13 protein-coding genes are annotated in these 15,228 nt (G+C 65.2%); 6 read left to right on the top strand and 7 right to left on the bottom strand.

The genetic code is table 11. The features are described 5' to 3' along the window. Positions 1 to 152: 152 nt before the first annotated feature. The 7 genes from ACK59L_RS08070 to gshB all read right to left on the bottom strand — a co-directional run bounded on the left by ACK59L_RS08070 (position 153) and on the right by gshB (position 6,051). Positions 153 to 1,424, bottom strand: coding sequence for a dihydroorotase (locus ACK59L_RS08070; protein ID WP_409272879.1), 1,272 nt, complete (start codon positions 1,422 to 1,424; stop codon positions 153 to 155). Next, positions 1,421 to 2,425 carry an aspartate carbamoyltransferase catalytic subunit gene (locus tag ACK59L_RS08065; protein ID WP_058604064.1) on the bottom strand — a complete coding sequence of 335 codons (1,005 nt, stop codon included), beginning with the start codon at positions 2,423 to 2,425 and terminating at the stop codon, positions 1,421 to 1,423. Before ACK59L_RS08065 ends, ACK59L_RS08070 begins: the two co-directional genes overlap by 4 nt. Before the next feature lie 12 nt (positions 2,426 to 2,437). Continuing rightward, on the bottom strand, positions 2,438 to 2,956 hold the full coding sequence (gene pyrR, locus ACK59L_RS08060; RefSeq protein ID WP_144964735.1) for a bifunctional pyr operon transcriptional regulator/uracil phosphoribosyltransferase PyrR: 519 nt from the start codon (positions 2,954 to 2,956) through the stop codon (positions 2,438 to 2,440). 49 nt (positions 2,957 to 3,005) lie between these two features. Next, the gene (ruvX, locus tag ACK59L_RS08055) at positions 3,006 to 3,443 is read right to left on the bottom strand and encodes a Holliday junction resolvase RuvX (protein WP_058604062.1); all 438 of its coding nucleotides are present in this window, start codon (positions 3,441 to 3,443) and stop codon (positions 3,006 to 3,008) included. Next, a complete protein-coding gene (locus ACK59L_RS08050; RefSeq protein WP_023532990.1) occupies positions 3,443 to 4,012 on the bottom strand; it encodes a YqgE/AlgH family protein in 570 nt (189 codons plus the stop codon). The genes ruvX and ACK59L_RS08050 overlap by 1 nt, the downstream gene beginning before the upstream one ends. Positions 4,013 to 4,058: 46 nt before the next feature. Next, the gene (locus ACK59L_RS08045) at positions 4,059 to 4,958 is read right to left on the bottom strand and encodes an energy transducer TonB (protein ID WP_027914038.1); all 900 of its coding nucleotides are present in this window, start codon (positions 4,956 to 4,958) and stop codon (positions 4,059 to 4,061) included. A 139-nt stretch (positions 4,959 to 5,097) separates the two neighbouring features. Beyond that, entirely contained in the window at positions 5,098 to 6,051 is a 954-nt protein-coding gene (gshB, locus tag ACK59L_RS08040) for a glutathione synthase (RefSeq protein WP_409272876.1), read from the bottom strand. Between the two features lie 238 nt (positions 6,052 to 6,289). Between gshB and ACK59L_RS08035 the strand changes: the two genes are divergently transcribed. The 6 genes from ACK59L_RS08035 to ACK59L_RS08010 are packed head-to-tail and all read left to right on the top strand — an operon-like array spanning position 6,290 to position 15,163. Next, on the top strand, positions 6,290 to 6,691 hold the full coding sequence (locus tag ACK59L_RS08035; protein WP_196135541.1) for a PleD family two-component system response regulator: 402 nt from the start codon (positions 6,290 to 6,292) through the stop codon (positions 6,689 to 6,691). A gap of 48 nt (positions 6,692 to 6,739) precedes the next feature. Further along, positions 6,740 to 7,105 carry a twitching motility response regulator PilH gene (gene pilH / locus ACK59L_RS08030; protein WP_058638872.1) on the top strand — a complete coding sequence of 122 codons (366 nt, stop codon included), beginning with the start codon at positions 6,740 to 6,742 and terminating at the stop codon, positions 7,103 to 7,105. Further along, entirely contained in the window at positions 7,102 to 7,653 is a 552-nt protein-coding gene (locus ACK59L_RS08025; RefSeq protein WP_409272874.1) for a chemotaxis protein CheW, read from the top strand. Before pilH ends, ACK59L_RS08025 begins: the two co-directional genes overlap by 4 nt. A 48-nt stretch (positions 7,654 to 7,701) precedes the next feature. Continuing rightward, on the top strand, positions 7,702 to 9,726 hold the full coding sequence (locus ACK59L_RS08020) for a methyl-accepting chemotaxis protein (RefSeq protein WP_409272881.1): 2,025 nt from the start codon (positions 7,702 to 7,704) through the stop codon (positions 9,724 to 9,726). A gap of 9 nt (positions 9,727 to 9,735) precedes the next feature. Beyond that, positions 9,736 to 14,688 carry an Hpt domain-containing protein gene (locus tag ACK59L_RS08015; RefSeq protein ID WP_409272872.1) on the top strand — a complete coding sequence of 1,651 codons (4,953 nt, stop codon included), beginning with the start codon at positions 9,736 to 9,738 and terminating at the stop codon, positions 14,686 to 14,688. Then, positions 14,681 to 15,163 carry a chemotaxis protein CheW gene (locus tag ACK59L_RS08010; RefSeq protein WP_409272870.1) on the top strand — a complete coding sequence of 161 codons (483 nt, stop codon included), beginning with the start codon at positions 14,681 to 14,683 and terminating at the stop codon, positions 15,161 to 15,163. Before ACK59L_RS08015 ends, ACK59L_RS08010 begins: the two co-directional genes overlap by 8 nt. The last annotated feature ends 65 nt before the right edge of the window (positions 15,164 to 15,228 follow it).

Below are 15,228 nucleotides of genomic sequence, written 5' to 3'. Positions count from 1 at the left end.
AGGTACCGGGGGAACACTTTAATGGGGTGCCCTGCAGCCCAAGATTTTGGCTTGCAGCCCGTATCCTCGGGGCCGCTGTGCGGCCCCAACAATACAAGCTGCGAAGCTGAAACCCTAAACCGCCGCGCAGCTCTTTGACCGGCCCACCAGGCTCAAGCCTCGTGACAGATACGCCCATCGACCAACGTATAGCGCACGGCACCCGGCAGGCAGTGCCCGATGAACGGGCAGTTGTCGCCACGGGAGTACCACTGCTCACCGGCCACGGTCGAGGCCTGGGGATCGAACACCACCAAGTCAGCCGCAGCGCCAACCTTCAGCTGGCCAGCCGGCAGCCGCATGGCACCAGCGGGACCACAGGTCAGGCGCGCCAGCAAGGTCGGCAGGTCGAGCAAGCCATCCTGCACCAGCGTCATGGCCAATGGCAGCAACACGTCCACGCTGCTGATGCCCGGCTCTGTGGCGCCGAAGGGAGCCAGCTTGGCATCGCGTTCATGAGGCTGGTGATGGCTGGAGATCGCCTGGATCACGCCGGTTTTTACCGCCTCGCGCAGGCCATCGCGATCGGCAGCGCTACGCAGTGGCGGTTGCACGTGGTACAGGCTGGAAAATTCACGCAGCGATTCGTCGGTCAGGATCAACTGGTACAACGCGACATCGGCAGTGACCGGCAAACCAAGGCTTTGCGCCTGGGCGATCAGCCGCGCGCCGCGGGCGCTGGTGATCTGGGTGAAGTGGGCGCGGACGCCGGTCTGCTCCACTAGCAGCAGGTTGCGCGCCAACGCCACGGTTTCAGCAGTTTCGGGAATGCCGGGCAAACCCAGGAAGCTGGCCATGGCCCCTTCATGGGCAAGGCCGCCTTGGGCCAGGTCGCGGTCCTGGGAGTGGAACACCACCGTCAGGTCGAACGTGGCGGCGTATTCCAGCGCACGGGCCAAGGTGCGGTTGTTGGGGATTTCCTTCAGGCCATTGCCGAACGCGACGCAGCCGGTGTCACGCAGGCCTACCAGCTCGGCCAACTGTTCCCCCTCCAGGCCCTTGGTCAGCGCGCCAATCGGGTAAACCTTGCTGTTGCCCGCCTCGCGGGCGCGGTCCAGGATCAGCTCGGCCACCGCCGAGGTGTCCAGGGCCGGGCGGGTCTGCGGCGGGCAGCACAGGCTGGTCACGCCACCGGCCACGGCCGCGCGGGTCTCGCTGGCGATGGTGCCTTTGCGGCTATAGCCGGGCTCGCGCAGCGACACGCCCAGGTCCACCAGGCCAGGGGCGACAACCAGCCCATCGGCCTGAAGAGTGCGGTTGGCGGTAAAGCCAACGGGCGCGGCGCCCATGGCGGCAATGCGGCCGCCCTCCAGGTGCAGGTCGGTGACCTGGTCAAGGCCGCTTTGAGGGTCGATGACCCGGGCGCCAAGAATGCTGATGCTCACTGGGCGATCTCCTGGTCGAGTTGACGTTGTACGTTTTGCCCGCTCATGGCCATGGACAGCACGGCCATGCGCACGGCGATCCCGTAGGTGACCTGGTTCAGGATCACCGAATGCTTGCCATCGGCCACGGCAGATTCGATTTCCACTCCACGGTTGATCGGACCGGGGTGCATGACGATGGCGTCCGGCTTGGCCCCTGCCAGGCGGGCAGTGGTCAGGCCGAACAGGCGGTAGAACTCGCCTTCGCTGGGCAGCAGGCCACCGGCCATGCGCTCACGCTGCAGGCGCAGCATGATCACCACATCGACGTCCTTGAGGCCTTCGGCCAGGTCGGTGTACACCTTCACGCCATACTGCTCGATGCCGATCGGGATCAGGGTTTTCGGGCCGATCACGCGAATGTCCGGGCAGCCCAGCGCCTTGAGCGCGAGCATGTCCGAACGTGCCACGCGCGAATGAAGGATATCGCCGACGATGGCAACCGAGAGGTTCTCGAAGCCGCCCTTGTGCCGGCGAATGGTGAGCATGTCGAGCATGCCCTGGGTCGGGTGCGCATGACGGCCGTCACCGCCGTTGATCACGGCCACCTCCGGGCACACGTGCTCGGCAATGAAGTGCGCCGCGCCCGAATCCGAGTGGCGCACCACGAACATATCGGCGGCCATGGCTTCAAGGTTGCGCAGGGTATCGAACAGCGTCTCGCCTTTGCTGGTCGAGGAGGTCGACACATTCAGGCTGATCACGTCGGCGGACAGGCGCTGGGCGGCCAGCTCGAACGTGGTCCGGGTGCGGGTGGAGTTCTCGAAGAAGACGTTGCACACCGTCTTGCCACGCAGCAGCGGCACTTTCTTCACGGCGCGGGCGCCGACTTCCAGGAAGGAATCGGCAGTGTCGAGGATTTCGGTCAGCAGTTCGCGGGGCAAACCGTCAAGCGAAAGGAAATGGCGCAGCTGGCCCTGATCATTGAGCTGCAGCGGGCGCTTGGCGTCGATTGGCGTCATCGCGGGGGACTCTTAAAGGGCGGTAGCGGGGGCGAGGTCCTGGCGCTCGAGGGCGAGCGGTGCGGGTCCGGTCAATTTTACCCGTTCATGGGCCGCCAGTGACAAGGTGGCGCCGAGCACATTCGGGCGGATGGGCAACTCGCCTGCATCCAGGTCCAGCAGGCAGACCAGGGTGACGCTGGCCGGACGGCCGTAGTCGAACAGTTCGTTGAGGGCGGCGCGAATGGTGCGACCGCTCATCAGCACGTCGTCCACCAGCACCAGGTGCTGGCCTTCGATCTCAAATGGCAGCTCCGAGGGGCGCACCTGCGGGTGCAGGCCATTCTGGCTGAAGTCGTCTCGATAGAACGACACGTCAAGCGTACCCATGGCACTGGTGTCGTCCATGGCCTGTTGCAACGCCTGGGCCACCCACACGCCTCCGGTGCGAATGCCGATGTAGCGTGGCTCGGCGATGGCACGGCGGGCCAGATGGGCGCGAAGGTCGACAGCCATCTGCCGGATCAGCGCGGCAGGATCAGGTAGGCTCATTGCAGGTTCCTCGGAAGGGTGCGCCGGATGCATCCGGTCGCGAAGATGATCAGGTATTGGCCTCCAGCCAGCCTTGCAGCAGCAGGGCGGCGGCGATGGCGTCGACCGGGTTGTCCCGGTACGTGCCGCGCTGGCCGCCACGGGCCATGCGCTCGCCCTTGGCCTCGAACGTGGTCAGGCGTTCGTCATGGGTATGCACCGGCAGGTTGAAGCGCCCATTGAGGCGGCGGGCGAATTTTTCGGCCCGGGCGCTCATTTCGCTGGGGGTGCCGTCCATGTTCAGCGGCAGGCCGACGACGATGGCGTCAGGCTTCCATTCAGCGATCAGGCGCTCGACCTGGGCCCAGTCCGGCACGCCATTCTGGGCGCGCAACGTACAGAGTTCACGGGCCTGGCCGGTGACCGCCTGGCCGACGGCCACGCCGATCTGCTTGGTGCCATAGTCGAAACCCAGCAACAGTCGGGGTGCGGCAAGCGCGTCGGCCATCAGGCGTGGCCCGCCTGGCTGGTCAGCAGATGCAGGTTGATGCCAAGGCTCGCAGCCGCCGCTTCCAGGCGCAGCTCGCTGGTCATGGCAAACAGGATATCCGGGTCGAACGCACAGTTGAGCCAGGCGTTATCGGCCAGCTCGGCCTCGAGCTGGCCCGCTTCCCAGCCGGCATAACCCAAGGTGATCAGGCTCTTTTCCGGGCCCACGCCCTCGGCGATGGCGAACAGCACGTCCTGGGACGTGGAAAGCGAGAGGCCCTGCAGTTCCACCGTGGCCTGGTAGCTGCACTCGCTGGTATGCAGCACGAAGCCGCGGTCGGTCTGCACCGGGCCGCCTTGGTAGATAGGCACCTGCAGCGTGCTGGCCGGCGGGGTTTCGTCCGGGCGCAGTTGCTCGAGGATGTCGGCCAGGTTCAGTTCCTGCGGCTTGTTCACCACAAGCCCCATCGCGCCATGAGCATTGTGCTCGACGATGTACGTGAGGGTCTGGGCGAAGTTCGGGTCGGCCATGTGCGGCATGGCGATCAGGAACTGGTGCTTGAGGTAGCTCGGCGTGAGGTTCTTCATGGGGGATAGTGTGGCGCCACCCGGCCACCGCTGCAAGCGTGCCGGCTCAGTTGCTGGACAACCGATCACCCCTGGCGAAGCGCCAGGTACGGATGATTTCCAGCCGGTCGTACTCGGCCAGGTCACCGGTGAACGGCGCGAACGGTGCGGCCAGGCGCACGATGCGCTGGGCCGCCTGGTCCAGCACGGGCTGGCCGGACGATTCAAGCACCAGCACTTCGTAGAGTGACCCGTCGCGGTTGATCGAGACCATCATGCGCAGGTTGCCGTAGATCTGCTGCCGGCGTGCCTCGTCCGGGTAGTTCAGGTTGCCCACGCGTTCGACTTTCTTGCGCCATTCCTCTTTGTACCAGGCGCCCTTGTCGCGCATGGTCGAGGCCGCATTCAGGCGATGGATACGCGGGCGCTTGGCATATTGCTGCTGCTCATTGGCAAGCTCTGCCTCAAGGCTGGCGATCTGGCTGGACAGCTGCGAGCTGTCGAACTCGCGCACGGGCGTGCTCGGCTTGGGCTGGGGCTTGCTTTCCCGTGGCTTGGGCTCGACCTTCTGCGCCTTCGGAGCCTTGGTCGCGACCGCCGACTTCTGCGGGGGCGGCGGTACCTCGGGCCTGGCGGCAGGCGGCGGGGTGATCTTGTTGATCTTGGTGTCCTGGAAAGGCGCAAGCTCGGTGGTCTTGGGCACGGCCTTCTTGTCCAGGGTGCCGCTGCCTTGCTGGTTGTCTTGCGCCTGGAAGTCGGCCTTTTCCGGCGGCTTTTCACTTTTGAACGTGGCCAGGGTGATGTCCATGGTGCGGCTGATCTGCGCCGGTTTGACCACGGTAAAGCCCACCCCGAGGATCAACGCCAGGTGCACCAGCGCCGCCAGAAACAGCGTGAAGCCCAGCCTGTCCACCGGGCGAACGCGGGGCGGCAACAGGTCGGCGGGGATGTCAGCGGGCAGCGTCATCAGGTATCCAGGGGCATCGTCGAGCTACAAACGGCACGCAACAGGCAGCAGAGGCACGGGGCGGGCGTACCGGTCTTGCAGCCTGTCGCTTGCGGGTGAGCATGATACCCCACGCCAGTGCGTTACCGAATGTCCGTGGTCAACGCGCCTTGAGCTGGCGATCAATGGCATCCATCAGCTGGCCGCCGATGTCGGTGCCGTAGGCGGCGTCGATTTCGCGGATGCAGGTGGGGCTGGTCACGTTGATTTCGGTGAGGTAGTCGCCAATCACGTCCAGACCGACGAACAGCAGGCCCTTCTCGCGCAATGTCGGGCCTACCTGCGCCGCGATCCAGCGGTCGCGCTCGCTCAGGGGGCGTGCCTCGCCACGACCGCCGGCTGCCAGGTTGCCACGGGTTTCGCCGCTGGCCGGAATACGGGCCAGGCAGTAGTCGATCGGCTCGCCGTCGATCATCAGGATACGCTTGTCGCCGTCCTTGATCGCCGGCAGGTAGGCCTGGGCCATGATCTGCTGAGTACCCAGCAGGGTGAGGGTTTCGAGGATCACCGACAGGTTCGGGTCGCCCGCCCGGTGACGGAAGATCGACGTGCCGCCCATGCCATCCAGGGGCTTGAGGATCACATCGCCATGCTCGGCGGCAAACGCGCGGATGATGTCCGGGCGACGGCTGACCAGGGTGGGTGGCGTACATTGCGGGAACAGCGTGGCGAACAGCTTTTCGTTGCAGTCACGCAGGCTCTGGGGGCGGTTGACCACCAGCACGCCTTCGCTTTCGGCTTGTTCGAGCAGGTAGGTGCTGTAGACGAATTCCAGGTCGAAGGGTGGGTCCTTGCGCATCAGGATCACGTCCAGCTCGGCCAGGGCGCCGTCCTGCTCCTCGCCCAGCTCGTACCAGCGGGCCGGGTCTGCGTGCACCGTCAACGGGCGCATGCGCGCACGTGCCTTGCCTTGACCTTGATACAGGTCGCGCTGCTCCATGTAGAACAGGCTCCAGCCGCGTGCCTGGGCAGCCAGCAGCATGGCCAGCGAACTGTCCTTCTTGTAGGAGATGGACGCGATAGGGTCCATGACAATGCCGAGGCGAACGCTCATGGGGTGGTTCCTCTTGGCGGCGTGGCCGCGATGGATCGAAAGAAAAGTGGCTCAGGGTGGCGCCGCCAACGCCGCCGGTCAAGGGGCGCGGCAGATGGAATGGCTACCCGGACTGTGCTAAAAATGCAGCTTCAAGCCTTCGGCTACACGCCTCAAGCGAAAAGCGGCCACGGGCCCATTGGGCTTTCCTGTAGCGTGGCGCTTGCAACATGCAGCTCAATTCCCCGGGTAGGCGTTTATGGAACAACCCCTGAAAGTGATGGTGATCGACGATTCACGCACCATTCGCCGCACGGCGCAGATGCTGCTCGGTGAGGTGGGCTGCGAGGTCATCACTGCCAGCGATGGCTTCGATGCCCTGGCCAAGATCGTCGATCACAACCCGGCCGTGATCTTCGTCGATGTCTTGATGCCGCGTCTGGACGGCTACCAGACGTGCGCGGTGATCAAGCAGAACAGCACCTTCAAGGACGTCCCGGTGGTTCTGTTGTCGTCGCGCGACGGTCTGTTCGACAAGGCCCGTGGGCGTGTGGTCGGTTCTGATCAGTTTCTGACCAAACCGTTTACCAAGGAAGAACTGATCGAGGCGATACAGGCCCATGTACCTGGGTTTGCCACCGCTCAACAAACAGCACCCTGACCGCGCCCTGCCATGGCACGGTCTTTCGAATCCTGATGGGGAACCCGTATGGCCCGCGTTCTGATTGTCGACGACTCGCCGACAGAGATGTATCGATTGACCCAATGGCTGGAAAACCACGGGCACGAGGTACTCAAGGCCAACAACGGCGCCGATGGCGTGGCCCTTGCCCGGCAGGAGAAGCCCGATGCAGTGCTCATGGATATCGTGATGCCAGGCATGAACGGCTTCCAGGCCACTCGCCAGCTCAGCAAGGACCCGGAGACCAAGGGCATTCCGGTCATCGTGGTGACCACCAAGGATCAGGAAACCGACCGCATCTGGGCGACGCGCCAGGGCGCACGTGACTTCCTGACCAAACCTGTGGAAGAAGACGCGCTGGTGCACAAGCTCCAAGAGGTGCTGGGGGCTTGACCACACGCCCGCAGGGAGCGTCGCTGACCGCCTTCGAACTGTTGCTGGATATCGATCGGCGCTGCCGCCTGCTGGTAGCCGACCAACCGGCTTCGGGTGACAGGTTGCAGCAGTGGAGCGGCATCGGTTTTCGTGTAACCGGGCAATGGTTCGTCGCCCCCATGGGCGAGGTGGCCGAAGTGCTGCGTGAGCCCCGCAGTAGTCGAGTACCTGGGGTGCAACCCTGGGTATGCGGGGTGGCCAATCTGCGTGGCCGGTTGCTGCCCGTGATGGACCTGGGCCGTTTCCTCGGCCTGGGCAGTGCTGTGCCCGGCAAGCAACGGCGCGTCCTGGTGCTTGATCACGAGGCGCTTTTCGTTGGCCTGCTGGTGGACGAAGTGGTAGGCCTGCAGCACTTTGCAATCGACAGCCTGCAACCTGCGCTGCCGGTGACCGATGCTGCCGGGCCCTTCGTTCAGGGGCGCTTTGAACGCGACCACGACTACTGGGCGATTTTCAGCCCCTTTGCCCTGGCCCAGGCACCGGGCTTTCTCGATGTGGCGTTATAGGACCTTGCAAACGTGAACCAGCCTGCTCCCCCCGTCACCGCCACTACCGTGAGCCCCCGCACCCGCAGCATTGCGCAGATCACTGTGCTGTTCCTGATCCTGATCCTCTCGATCATTCTGCTGTTCGCCAATTTCGCCTACCTCAACACCCAGTCCAACTACGACAAGCAGTACATCGGCCATGCTGGCGAGCTGCGCGTGTTGTCCCAGCGCATCGCCAAGAACGCCACTGAAGCGGCTGCCGGCAAGGGCGTAGCCTTCAGGCTGTTGTCCGATGCACGCAACGACTTCGAGCGTCGCTGGGGCTACCTGCGCGAAGGCGACAAGGCCACCGGCCTGCCTGCGGCGCCAGCCTCGGTGCGCGGAGAGATGGAAGCGGTGCGCGATGACTGGGAGAGCCTGCGCAAGAGCACCGACACCATCCTGGCCAGCGAACAGACCGTGCTGTCCTTGCACCAGGTGGCGGCCACCCTGGCCGAAACCGTCCCGCAGTTGCAGGTCGAATACGAAAAGGTGGTCGAAATCCTGCTGCAAAGTGGCGCCCCGGCCAGCCAGGTTGCCGTGGCACAGCGCCAGCTGCTGCTGGCCGAACGTATCCTGGGGTCGGTCAACACCGTACTGGCCGGCGATGCGGCGGCGGCGCAGGCCGCCGATGCCTTCGGCCGCGATGCTGGCCGCTTCGGCCAGGTGCTCGAGGGCATGCTCAAGGGCGATGCTGCCATTGGCGTGACCCGTGTCGAAGACGCCGATGCCAGGACGCGGCTGGCGGAAATCGCCGAGCTGTTCCAGTTCGTGGCCGGCTCGGTCGATGAAATTCTCGAGACCTCGCCGGAGCTGTTCCGGGTGCGGGAGGCGGCCGGCAGCATTTTCAGCCTGTCGCAGACCTTGCTCGAGGAAGCCTCGCACCTGGCCAACGGCTTCGAGAACCTGGCCAGCGGGCGCACGCTCGATACCGTTGGGGGGTATGCCCTGGGCTTGTTGGCACTGGCCTCGATCATCCTCATCGGCCTGGTCATGGTGCGCACCACCAACCGTCAGTTGCGTGAAACCGCCGAAAAGAACGAACGCAACCAGCAGGCGATCATGCGCCTGCTTGATGAAATTGAGGAATTGGCAGATGGCGACCTGACAGTGACCGTCTCGGTGACCGAAGACTTCACCGGTGCCATCGCCGACTCCATCAACTACTCCGTCGACCAATTGCGCGACCTGGTCGCCACCATCAACCACAGCGCGGTGCAGGTCGCCTCGGCGGTGCAGGACACGCAGAACACGGCCCGCCAGTTGGCCAAGGCGTCCGAGCAGCAGGCCGAACAGATCAGCGAAGCTTCCGAGGCAGTCGGGGACATGGTCGAGTCGATCGACCGCGTTTCGGCCCATGCCTACGAATCGGCCAAGGTCGCCGAGCGGTCCGTGGCCATCGCCAACAAGGGCAATGAGGTGGTACACAACACCATCGACGGCATGAACAACATTCGCGAGCAGATCCAGGACACCGCCAAGCGCATCAAGCGCCTGGGCGAATCGTCTCAGGAAATCGGCGATATCGTCAGCCTGATCGACGACATCGCCGACCAGACCAACATCCTGGCCTTGAACGCCGCTATCCAGGCCTCCCTGGCGGGTGAGGCAGGGCGCGGGTTCGCCGTGGTCGCGGACGAGGTCCAGCGCCTGGCCGAGCGCTCGTCCTCCGCTACACGGCAGATCGAAGCCCTTGTGCGGACCATTCAGGCCGACACCAACGAAGCGGTCATCTCCATGGAACAGACCACGGCCGAAGTCGTGCGAGGCGCCAGGCTGGCCCAGGACGCCGGCGTGGCGCTGGCCGAGATCGAAGGCGTTTCGCAGAACCTTGCCGACCTTATCCACAGCATTTCCGACGCGGCCCAGCTGCAAACCTCCTCGGCGGGGCAGATCTCACACACCATGGCCGTCATCCAGCAGATCACCGCCCAGACGTCCGCAGGTTCCGGCGCCACCGCCGACAGTATTCGTCACCTGGCGCGCATGGCCAGCGAGATGCGTCGCTCGGTTTCCGGATTCACCCTGCCGGCACCTGCCGAGCCCCATTGAGAAATGCCCATGTCCACGCCCATGCCCGGCTCCATTGCTGGCCCTGCCCGCCACGATACCGTGGGCTTGGCCTGGACCAAGGCTGCCCTGCTCGATTGCCTGGGGCAGGGGCGCCAGGCGCTGGAACGCTTTGCCGGCGAGCCTGAAGACCTGTCGCTACTCACCTTCGTGGCGGACAACCTGCACCAGGTACACGGTTGCCTGGTGATGCTGGAGTTGCCTGGGGCCACGCGCCTTGCCCAGGAGCTGGAACTGCTCGTGACCGACCTGGCCAGCGGTAAGGTCACCCCGCGAGGCGACTGCCTGGGCGCGCTGTTCAGGGGCCTGGAGCTGTTGCCTTCGTACCTTGAACGTCTGCGCGGCGCTCGCCATGACCTGCCACTGGTGATGTTGCCGCTCCTCAACCAGCTGCGTGCTTGCCGAGGCGCGGAGCCGGTGGTTCATGGCCGCCTGCTCGGCAGTGCAGGCCAGCGTCTGGCAGGTGCCGAGGACCTGGCGAACCTTGACGTGTCGCTGAGCAACTGGCGCGAGCAGTTGCAGGCCGGGGAGGGCCGCGATGCACTAAGGTCGGTGGTGGCGGCATTGTGTGACGACCTCATGCGCATCAAGGACCGCCTGGACCAGTTCGTGCGCAGCGACCGGCAGCACAATGAACAACTGGAGGTGTTGCTCGCTCCCCTGCGCCACGTGGCCGATACCCTGGCTGTGCTGGGTTTCCAGCAGCCGCGTCGGGTCATCATCGATCAAGTCATGACGCTGCAAGGGCTGGCCCAGGGCGATCGAGCCGTGGATGACGCGGTGTTGATGGATGTGGCGGGGGCATTGCTGTATGTGGAGGCCACGCTCAACGGCATGGTCGGGCCGCTCGAAGAAGGGGGAGAGGCAGGCCTGCCGGGCGCCGATGTCGCCGAGATTCGCCTGGTTGTACTGCGAGAGTCGCTGAACGTGTTGCAGCAAGCCAAGGACCTGTTGGGCGATTGCCTGGAGTCGGGTTGGCCCCGTCAACACCTGCAGGCCTTGCCAGGTTTGCTCCAGCAGGTGCGCGGCGCCTTGGCCATGCTGATGCTGCCGGCAGCTGCCGAGGTGTTCGCGCGCTGCACGGCGTTTGTCCAGGGCTGGGTACAACAGGCGCAGGCCGACCCCTCCTCCGAGGAGCTGACGCTGCTGGCCGAAGCCTTGAGCGCTGGCGAATGCTACCTGCAATGGCGCGTGGCCGACCCGCTGGCCGACGTCCAGCGCTTCATCGTCATGGCCCGCGAGCGCCTGGGGGCGTTGGGCGTCCACTGTTCCACCGCACAAGAGCATGCCGACCTGGAGGACGGGGACGGCCTTCAGGACGAGTTGCGTGGCGTATTCATCGAAGAAGCCCAAACACTGCTTCAGGACATTGAGCGGCACTGGCTGAACTGGCGTGCCGACCACCAGCAGCAGGACGCGCTGATCGACGTGCACCGGGCGTTGCATACGCTCAAGGGCGCAGCCCGCCTGGTGCATGCCCAGGCGTTGGCAGAGCTGACTTGGGCCGCCGAGCACCTGCTCAACCGCGTGCTTGCCGGCCGCAACGTGCTTGGCGCAGACGGGCAGATAGCGCTTGAGCAAGCGTTCGCGCAACTGCCCGAGGTGCTCGCTGACTTCGCCGCAGGGCACCTGCCGCACGTGAGCGCAGTACAGCAATTGGTGGGCCGCCTGCATGCCCTTGCCGAGCGCGATTTGCCAGCCGCGGCCAACGCGCAGGGGGGGCTCGACCCGCAGTTGCTGGACATCTTCCGTTCCGAGGCGCAAGGCCACCTGGCCAGCCTCGATATGTTCCTGGCACATGCCCAGCACGGCGTCCCTGTGGACGACGCCCTGCAGCGGGCCTTGCACACCCTCAAGGGCAGTGCGGCCATGGCCGGGGTCTTGCCCATGGCTGAACTTGCCACCGTATTCGATCGGCTGGTGCGTGAGTACAAGGCGCACGACCTGCTGCTCGACGAAACGGAGCTGCGCTGGCTCACGTCCGCCGCCTCAATGTTCGGGCAGGGCCTGGCGCAGTTATCCACCACCCCGTTCGACCCCCTGCCCGGCGCGGCCCAGTTGATCGAGCAGGTTGAGTTGGCCCTGGATGCGCGTATTGCCGCCCTGGGTGGCGATGCGCATGCCTCGACCGGCAACGCCCGCGACCCGCAACAGGTCGCAACGTTCCTGTCACAGGCCATGGACCGTCTGCTGGATGCCGAGACGTTGCTGGCCGACTGGCAGCGGCACCCGGCCCAACGGGGGGCCTTGGACACGCTGCTCGATGACATGACCGACCTTGCCCATGCCGCCCATTCAGCCGATCTGTGGCAGGTCGATGAGGTGTGCGAAGCCTTGCTGGACCTGTACGGTGCCGTGGAGGAGGGCAGTCTGCCTGCCGATGGGCAGTTCTTCACCCATGCCCAGCACGCCCACGAAGCGCTGTTGGACATGCTCGACGAGCTGGCTGCTGGCCAGGACGTCGCCCCGCGTACGGCGCTGGTGACCCGTCTGCGCGACCTGCAAGGGCAAGGGCTGGCTCCGGATGCTACCGGGCGCGTGGGCCTCGACAGTGTCACACCGCTGCACCCGGACATGGACGTGCAGCTGATCGACCCACCGACCCCTGACGTAGCCCTCGACCCGGCGCCAGTACAGCCGTCCCAGGCTCCGGAAAGCGCCGGGGAAGAGCTGATGGAGGTCTTTCTCGAAGAAAGCTCGGACATCGTCGAGAGCGCTGCGGCGGCCCTGGCGCGGTGGCAGGCCGACCCACGCAGCACGGTGGAGGTGGACAACCTGATGCGCGACCTGCACACCCTCAAAGGGGTGGCACGCATGGTCGAAATCGGCCCCATCGGTGACCTGGCCCATGAGCTGGAATTTTTGTACGAGTTGCTCGCGGCAGGGCGCCTGCCACCGAGCGGGGCCCTGTTCTCGCTGTTGCAGAACTGCCACGACCGCCTGGCGCACATGCTCGATGCCGTGCGCCTGGGGCAACCGCTGCACGCTGCCACGGCGCTGATCGATTACATCCGCAACTTCAGCAGCGCCGGGCTGACCGACAGCGCGGCCGGCACCAGCCCGGTCGAAACTGCCGCCAGCGAAGGGCCGGCAGTAACCCCTGAGCGCGTACCGGGGGATATGGTCAAGGTCGATGCCGAATTGCTGGACGACCTGGGCAACCTGGCCGGTGAGCATTCGATCATCCGTGGGCGTATCGAGCAGCAGGTCAATGACGCCCAGTTCACGCTCAACGAAATGGAAACCACGCTCGAGCGCATGCGTGACCAGCTGCTACGCCTGGATATCGAAACCCAGGGCCGGATCTCCAGCCGCCAGCAGATCGAAGGCGATGTCTATGAAGATTTCGACCCACTGGAAATGGACCGCCACTCGCAGTTGCAGCAGTTGTCGCGGGCCCTGTTCGAGTCGGCCTCGGACCTGCTGGACCTGAAAGAGACCATGGCCCAGCGCGCCCAGGAAGCCTACGGCCTGCTCCAGCAGCAGGCGCGGGTCAACAGCCAACTCCAGGAAGGCCTGACGGCAACGTTGATGGTGCCCTTCGAACGCCTGGTGCCGCGCTTGCAGCGCGTGGTGCGGCAGGTGGCGAGCGAGCTGGGCAAGCAGGTCGAGCTGGTGGTGGGCAACGCCGAGGGGGAGCTGGATCGCAGCGTGCTGGAACGCATGGTGGCGCCCCTTGAACACATGTTGCGCAATGCCGTCGACCATGGCCTGGAAGGCCGCGAAGCTCGATTGGCCGCGGGCAAGCCCGAGCAGGGCACGATCCACCTGAACCTGCTGCACGAGGGGGCGGACATCGTCATCGAGATGACCGACGACGGCGCCGGCGTGCCGCTACACGCTGTCCGGCTCAAGGCCATCAAGCGCGGCCTGCTGGACCCGCAGGCGCAGCTGAGCGACCACGAGATACTGCAGTTCATCCTCAGGCCGGGCTTTTCCACGGCCGAAAAGATCACGCAGATTTCAGGCCGGGGCCTGGGCATGGACGTGGTCCACGAAGAGGTCAAGCAGTTGGGCGGCTCGATGACCATCGAGTCGGCCCAGGGCAAGGGGGCGCGTTTCCAGATTCGCCTGCCGTTCACGGTGTCGATCAACCGCGCACTGATGGTGCACCTGGGCGATGAGCAGTACGCGATCCCGCTCAACACCATCGAAGGCATCGTGCGGGTACCGCCCGCTGAACTGGCAGCCTGCTACGAGCAGGAGCCGCCGCGCTACGCCTACGCAGGCCATCAGTACCATCTGCGCTACCTGGGCGAGCTGGTGCAGGGCGCCCCGCGTCCCACGCTGCTGGGCCAGAGCGTGCCATTGCCCTTGCTGCTGGTACATTCGCAGGAGCAGTCGTTCGCCATCCAGGTCGACAGCTTGTCGCCCAGCCGGGAGATCGTGGTCAAAAGCCTGGGCCCGCAGTTCGCGGCCGTTGCCGGCCTGTCGGGTGCAACGTTGCTGGGGGATGGGCGAGTGGTGCTGATTCTGGACCTTCTGGGGCAGTTGCGCGGCCAGCAACGGCGGCTTGCTCGTTTGCCTGGAGGCACGCCACGTGGGTTGCTGCCGGCAGCGACCCCGGATCGCACCTTGCTGGTGATGGTGGTGGATGACTCGGTCACGGTGCGCAAGGTCACCAGCCGGCTGTTGGAGCGCCATGGCATGAGCGTGATCACCGCCAAGGACGGGGTGGATGCGATGGCGGTGCTCGAAGGGCATCGGCCCGATGTGTTGCTGCTGGATATCGAAATGCCGCGCATGGACGGTTTCGAAGTGGCGACCCGCATTCGCCAGGACGCCCGCCTCAAGGACCTGCCCATCATCATGATCACCTCGCGTACGGGGCAGAAGCACCGCGACCGAGCCATGGCCATCGGGGTCAACGAATACCTCGGCAAGCCTTATCAGGAGTCGGTATTGCTGCACAGCATCCTCCAGTGGAGCCAGTCCCATGCTTGAACTGATAGCCGGGCAGCGCAGCAGCCTCACCGGGCTGTTGCTGCCCTTGGGCGACCGTACGTTGGTGCTGCCCAATGTGGCCGTGGCCGAACTCAGTGGGCTGCGCAATGTGGCGTGCCAGCGCGGTGACCTGCCCTGGCACCTGGGCTGGGTCGACTGGCGCCAGCAGCGCTTGCCCCTGATCGGTTTCGAAGCGGCCTGCGACAGCCATACGCCCTGTGGCGAACGGGCCCGCGTGGTGGTGCTCAACGCATTGGGCGACATGGGCTTGCGTTACCTGGCCTTGCTGCTGCAAGGCATACCGCGCTCGTGCAAGCTCGACAGCCAGCTCAACTACGTCGACGTGGCATTGGCACCCCTTGAGTTGGCCGCTGTCCAGGTAGGGGATCAGGTGGCGCGCGTACCTGACCTGGTGGGGCTCGAGCGCCTGGTCAGGGACGCGCAGCGCAGCGGCAGGCTGCAAGCGCCGGGTTAGAGCGTGCGGCCGCTGTGCGCCGATTGTCGTGGCTGAAACTAGATGGGTTTCGAAAGGTCTTCAAG

This window comes from Pseudomonas sp. KCJK9111 (assembly GCF_046231935.1).
Classification (GTDB): Bacteria; Pseudomonadota; Gammaproteobacteria; order Pseudomonadales; family Pseudomonadaceae; genus Aquipseudomonas; species Aquipseudomonas parafulva_B.
Note: the sequence above shows the minus strand (reverse complement) of the source record. Positions and strands in the feature narration are given on the sequence as shown.

Coding starts and splice junctions, on each gene's coding strand:
- ACK59L_RS08065 (WP_058604064.1), bottom strand. CDS start 2,425: ATGACGCCAATCGACGCCAAGCGCCCGCTGCAGCTCAATGATCAGGGC.
- pyrR (WP_144964735.1), bottom strand. CDS start 2,956: ATGAGCCTACCTGATCCTGCCGCGCTGATCCGGCAGATGGCTGTCGAC.
- ruvX (WP_058604062.1), bottom strand. CDS start 3,443: ATGGCCGACGCGCTTGCCGCACCCCGACTGTTGCTGGGTTTCGACTAT.
- ACK59L_RS08050 (WP_023532990.1), bottom strand. CDS start 4,012: ATGAAGAACCTCACGCCGAGCTACCTCAAGCACCAGTTCCTGATCGCC.
- ACK59L_RS08045 (WP_027914038.1), bottom strand. CDS start 4,958: ATGACGCTGCCCGCTGACATCCCCGCCGACCTGTTGCCGCCCCGCGTT.
- gshB (WP_409272876.1), bottom strand. CDS start 6,051: ATGAGCGTTCGCCTCGGCATTGTCATGGACCCTATCGCGTCCATCTCC.
- ACK59L_RS08035 (WP_196135541.1), top strand. CDS start 6,290: ATGGAACAACCCCTGAAAGTGATGGTGATCGACGATTCACGCACCATT.
- pilH (WP_058638872.1), top strand. CDS start 6,740: ATGGCCCGCGTTCTGATTGTCGACGACTCGCCGACAGAGATGTATCGA.
- ACK59L_RS08015 (WP_409272872.1), top strand. CDS start 9,736: ATGTCCACGCCCATGCCCGGCTCCATTGCTGGCCCTGCCCGCCACGAT.
- ACK59L_RS08010 (WP_409272870.1), top strand. CDS start 14,681: ATGCTTGAACTGATAGCCGGGCAGCGCAGCAGCCTCACCGGGCTGTTG.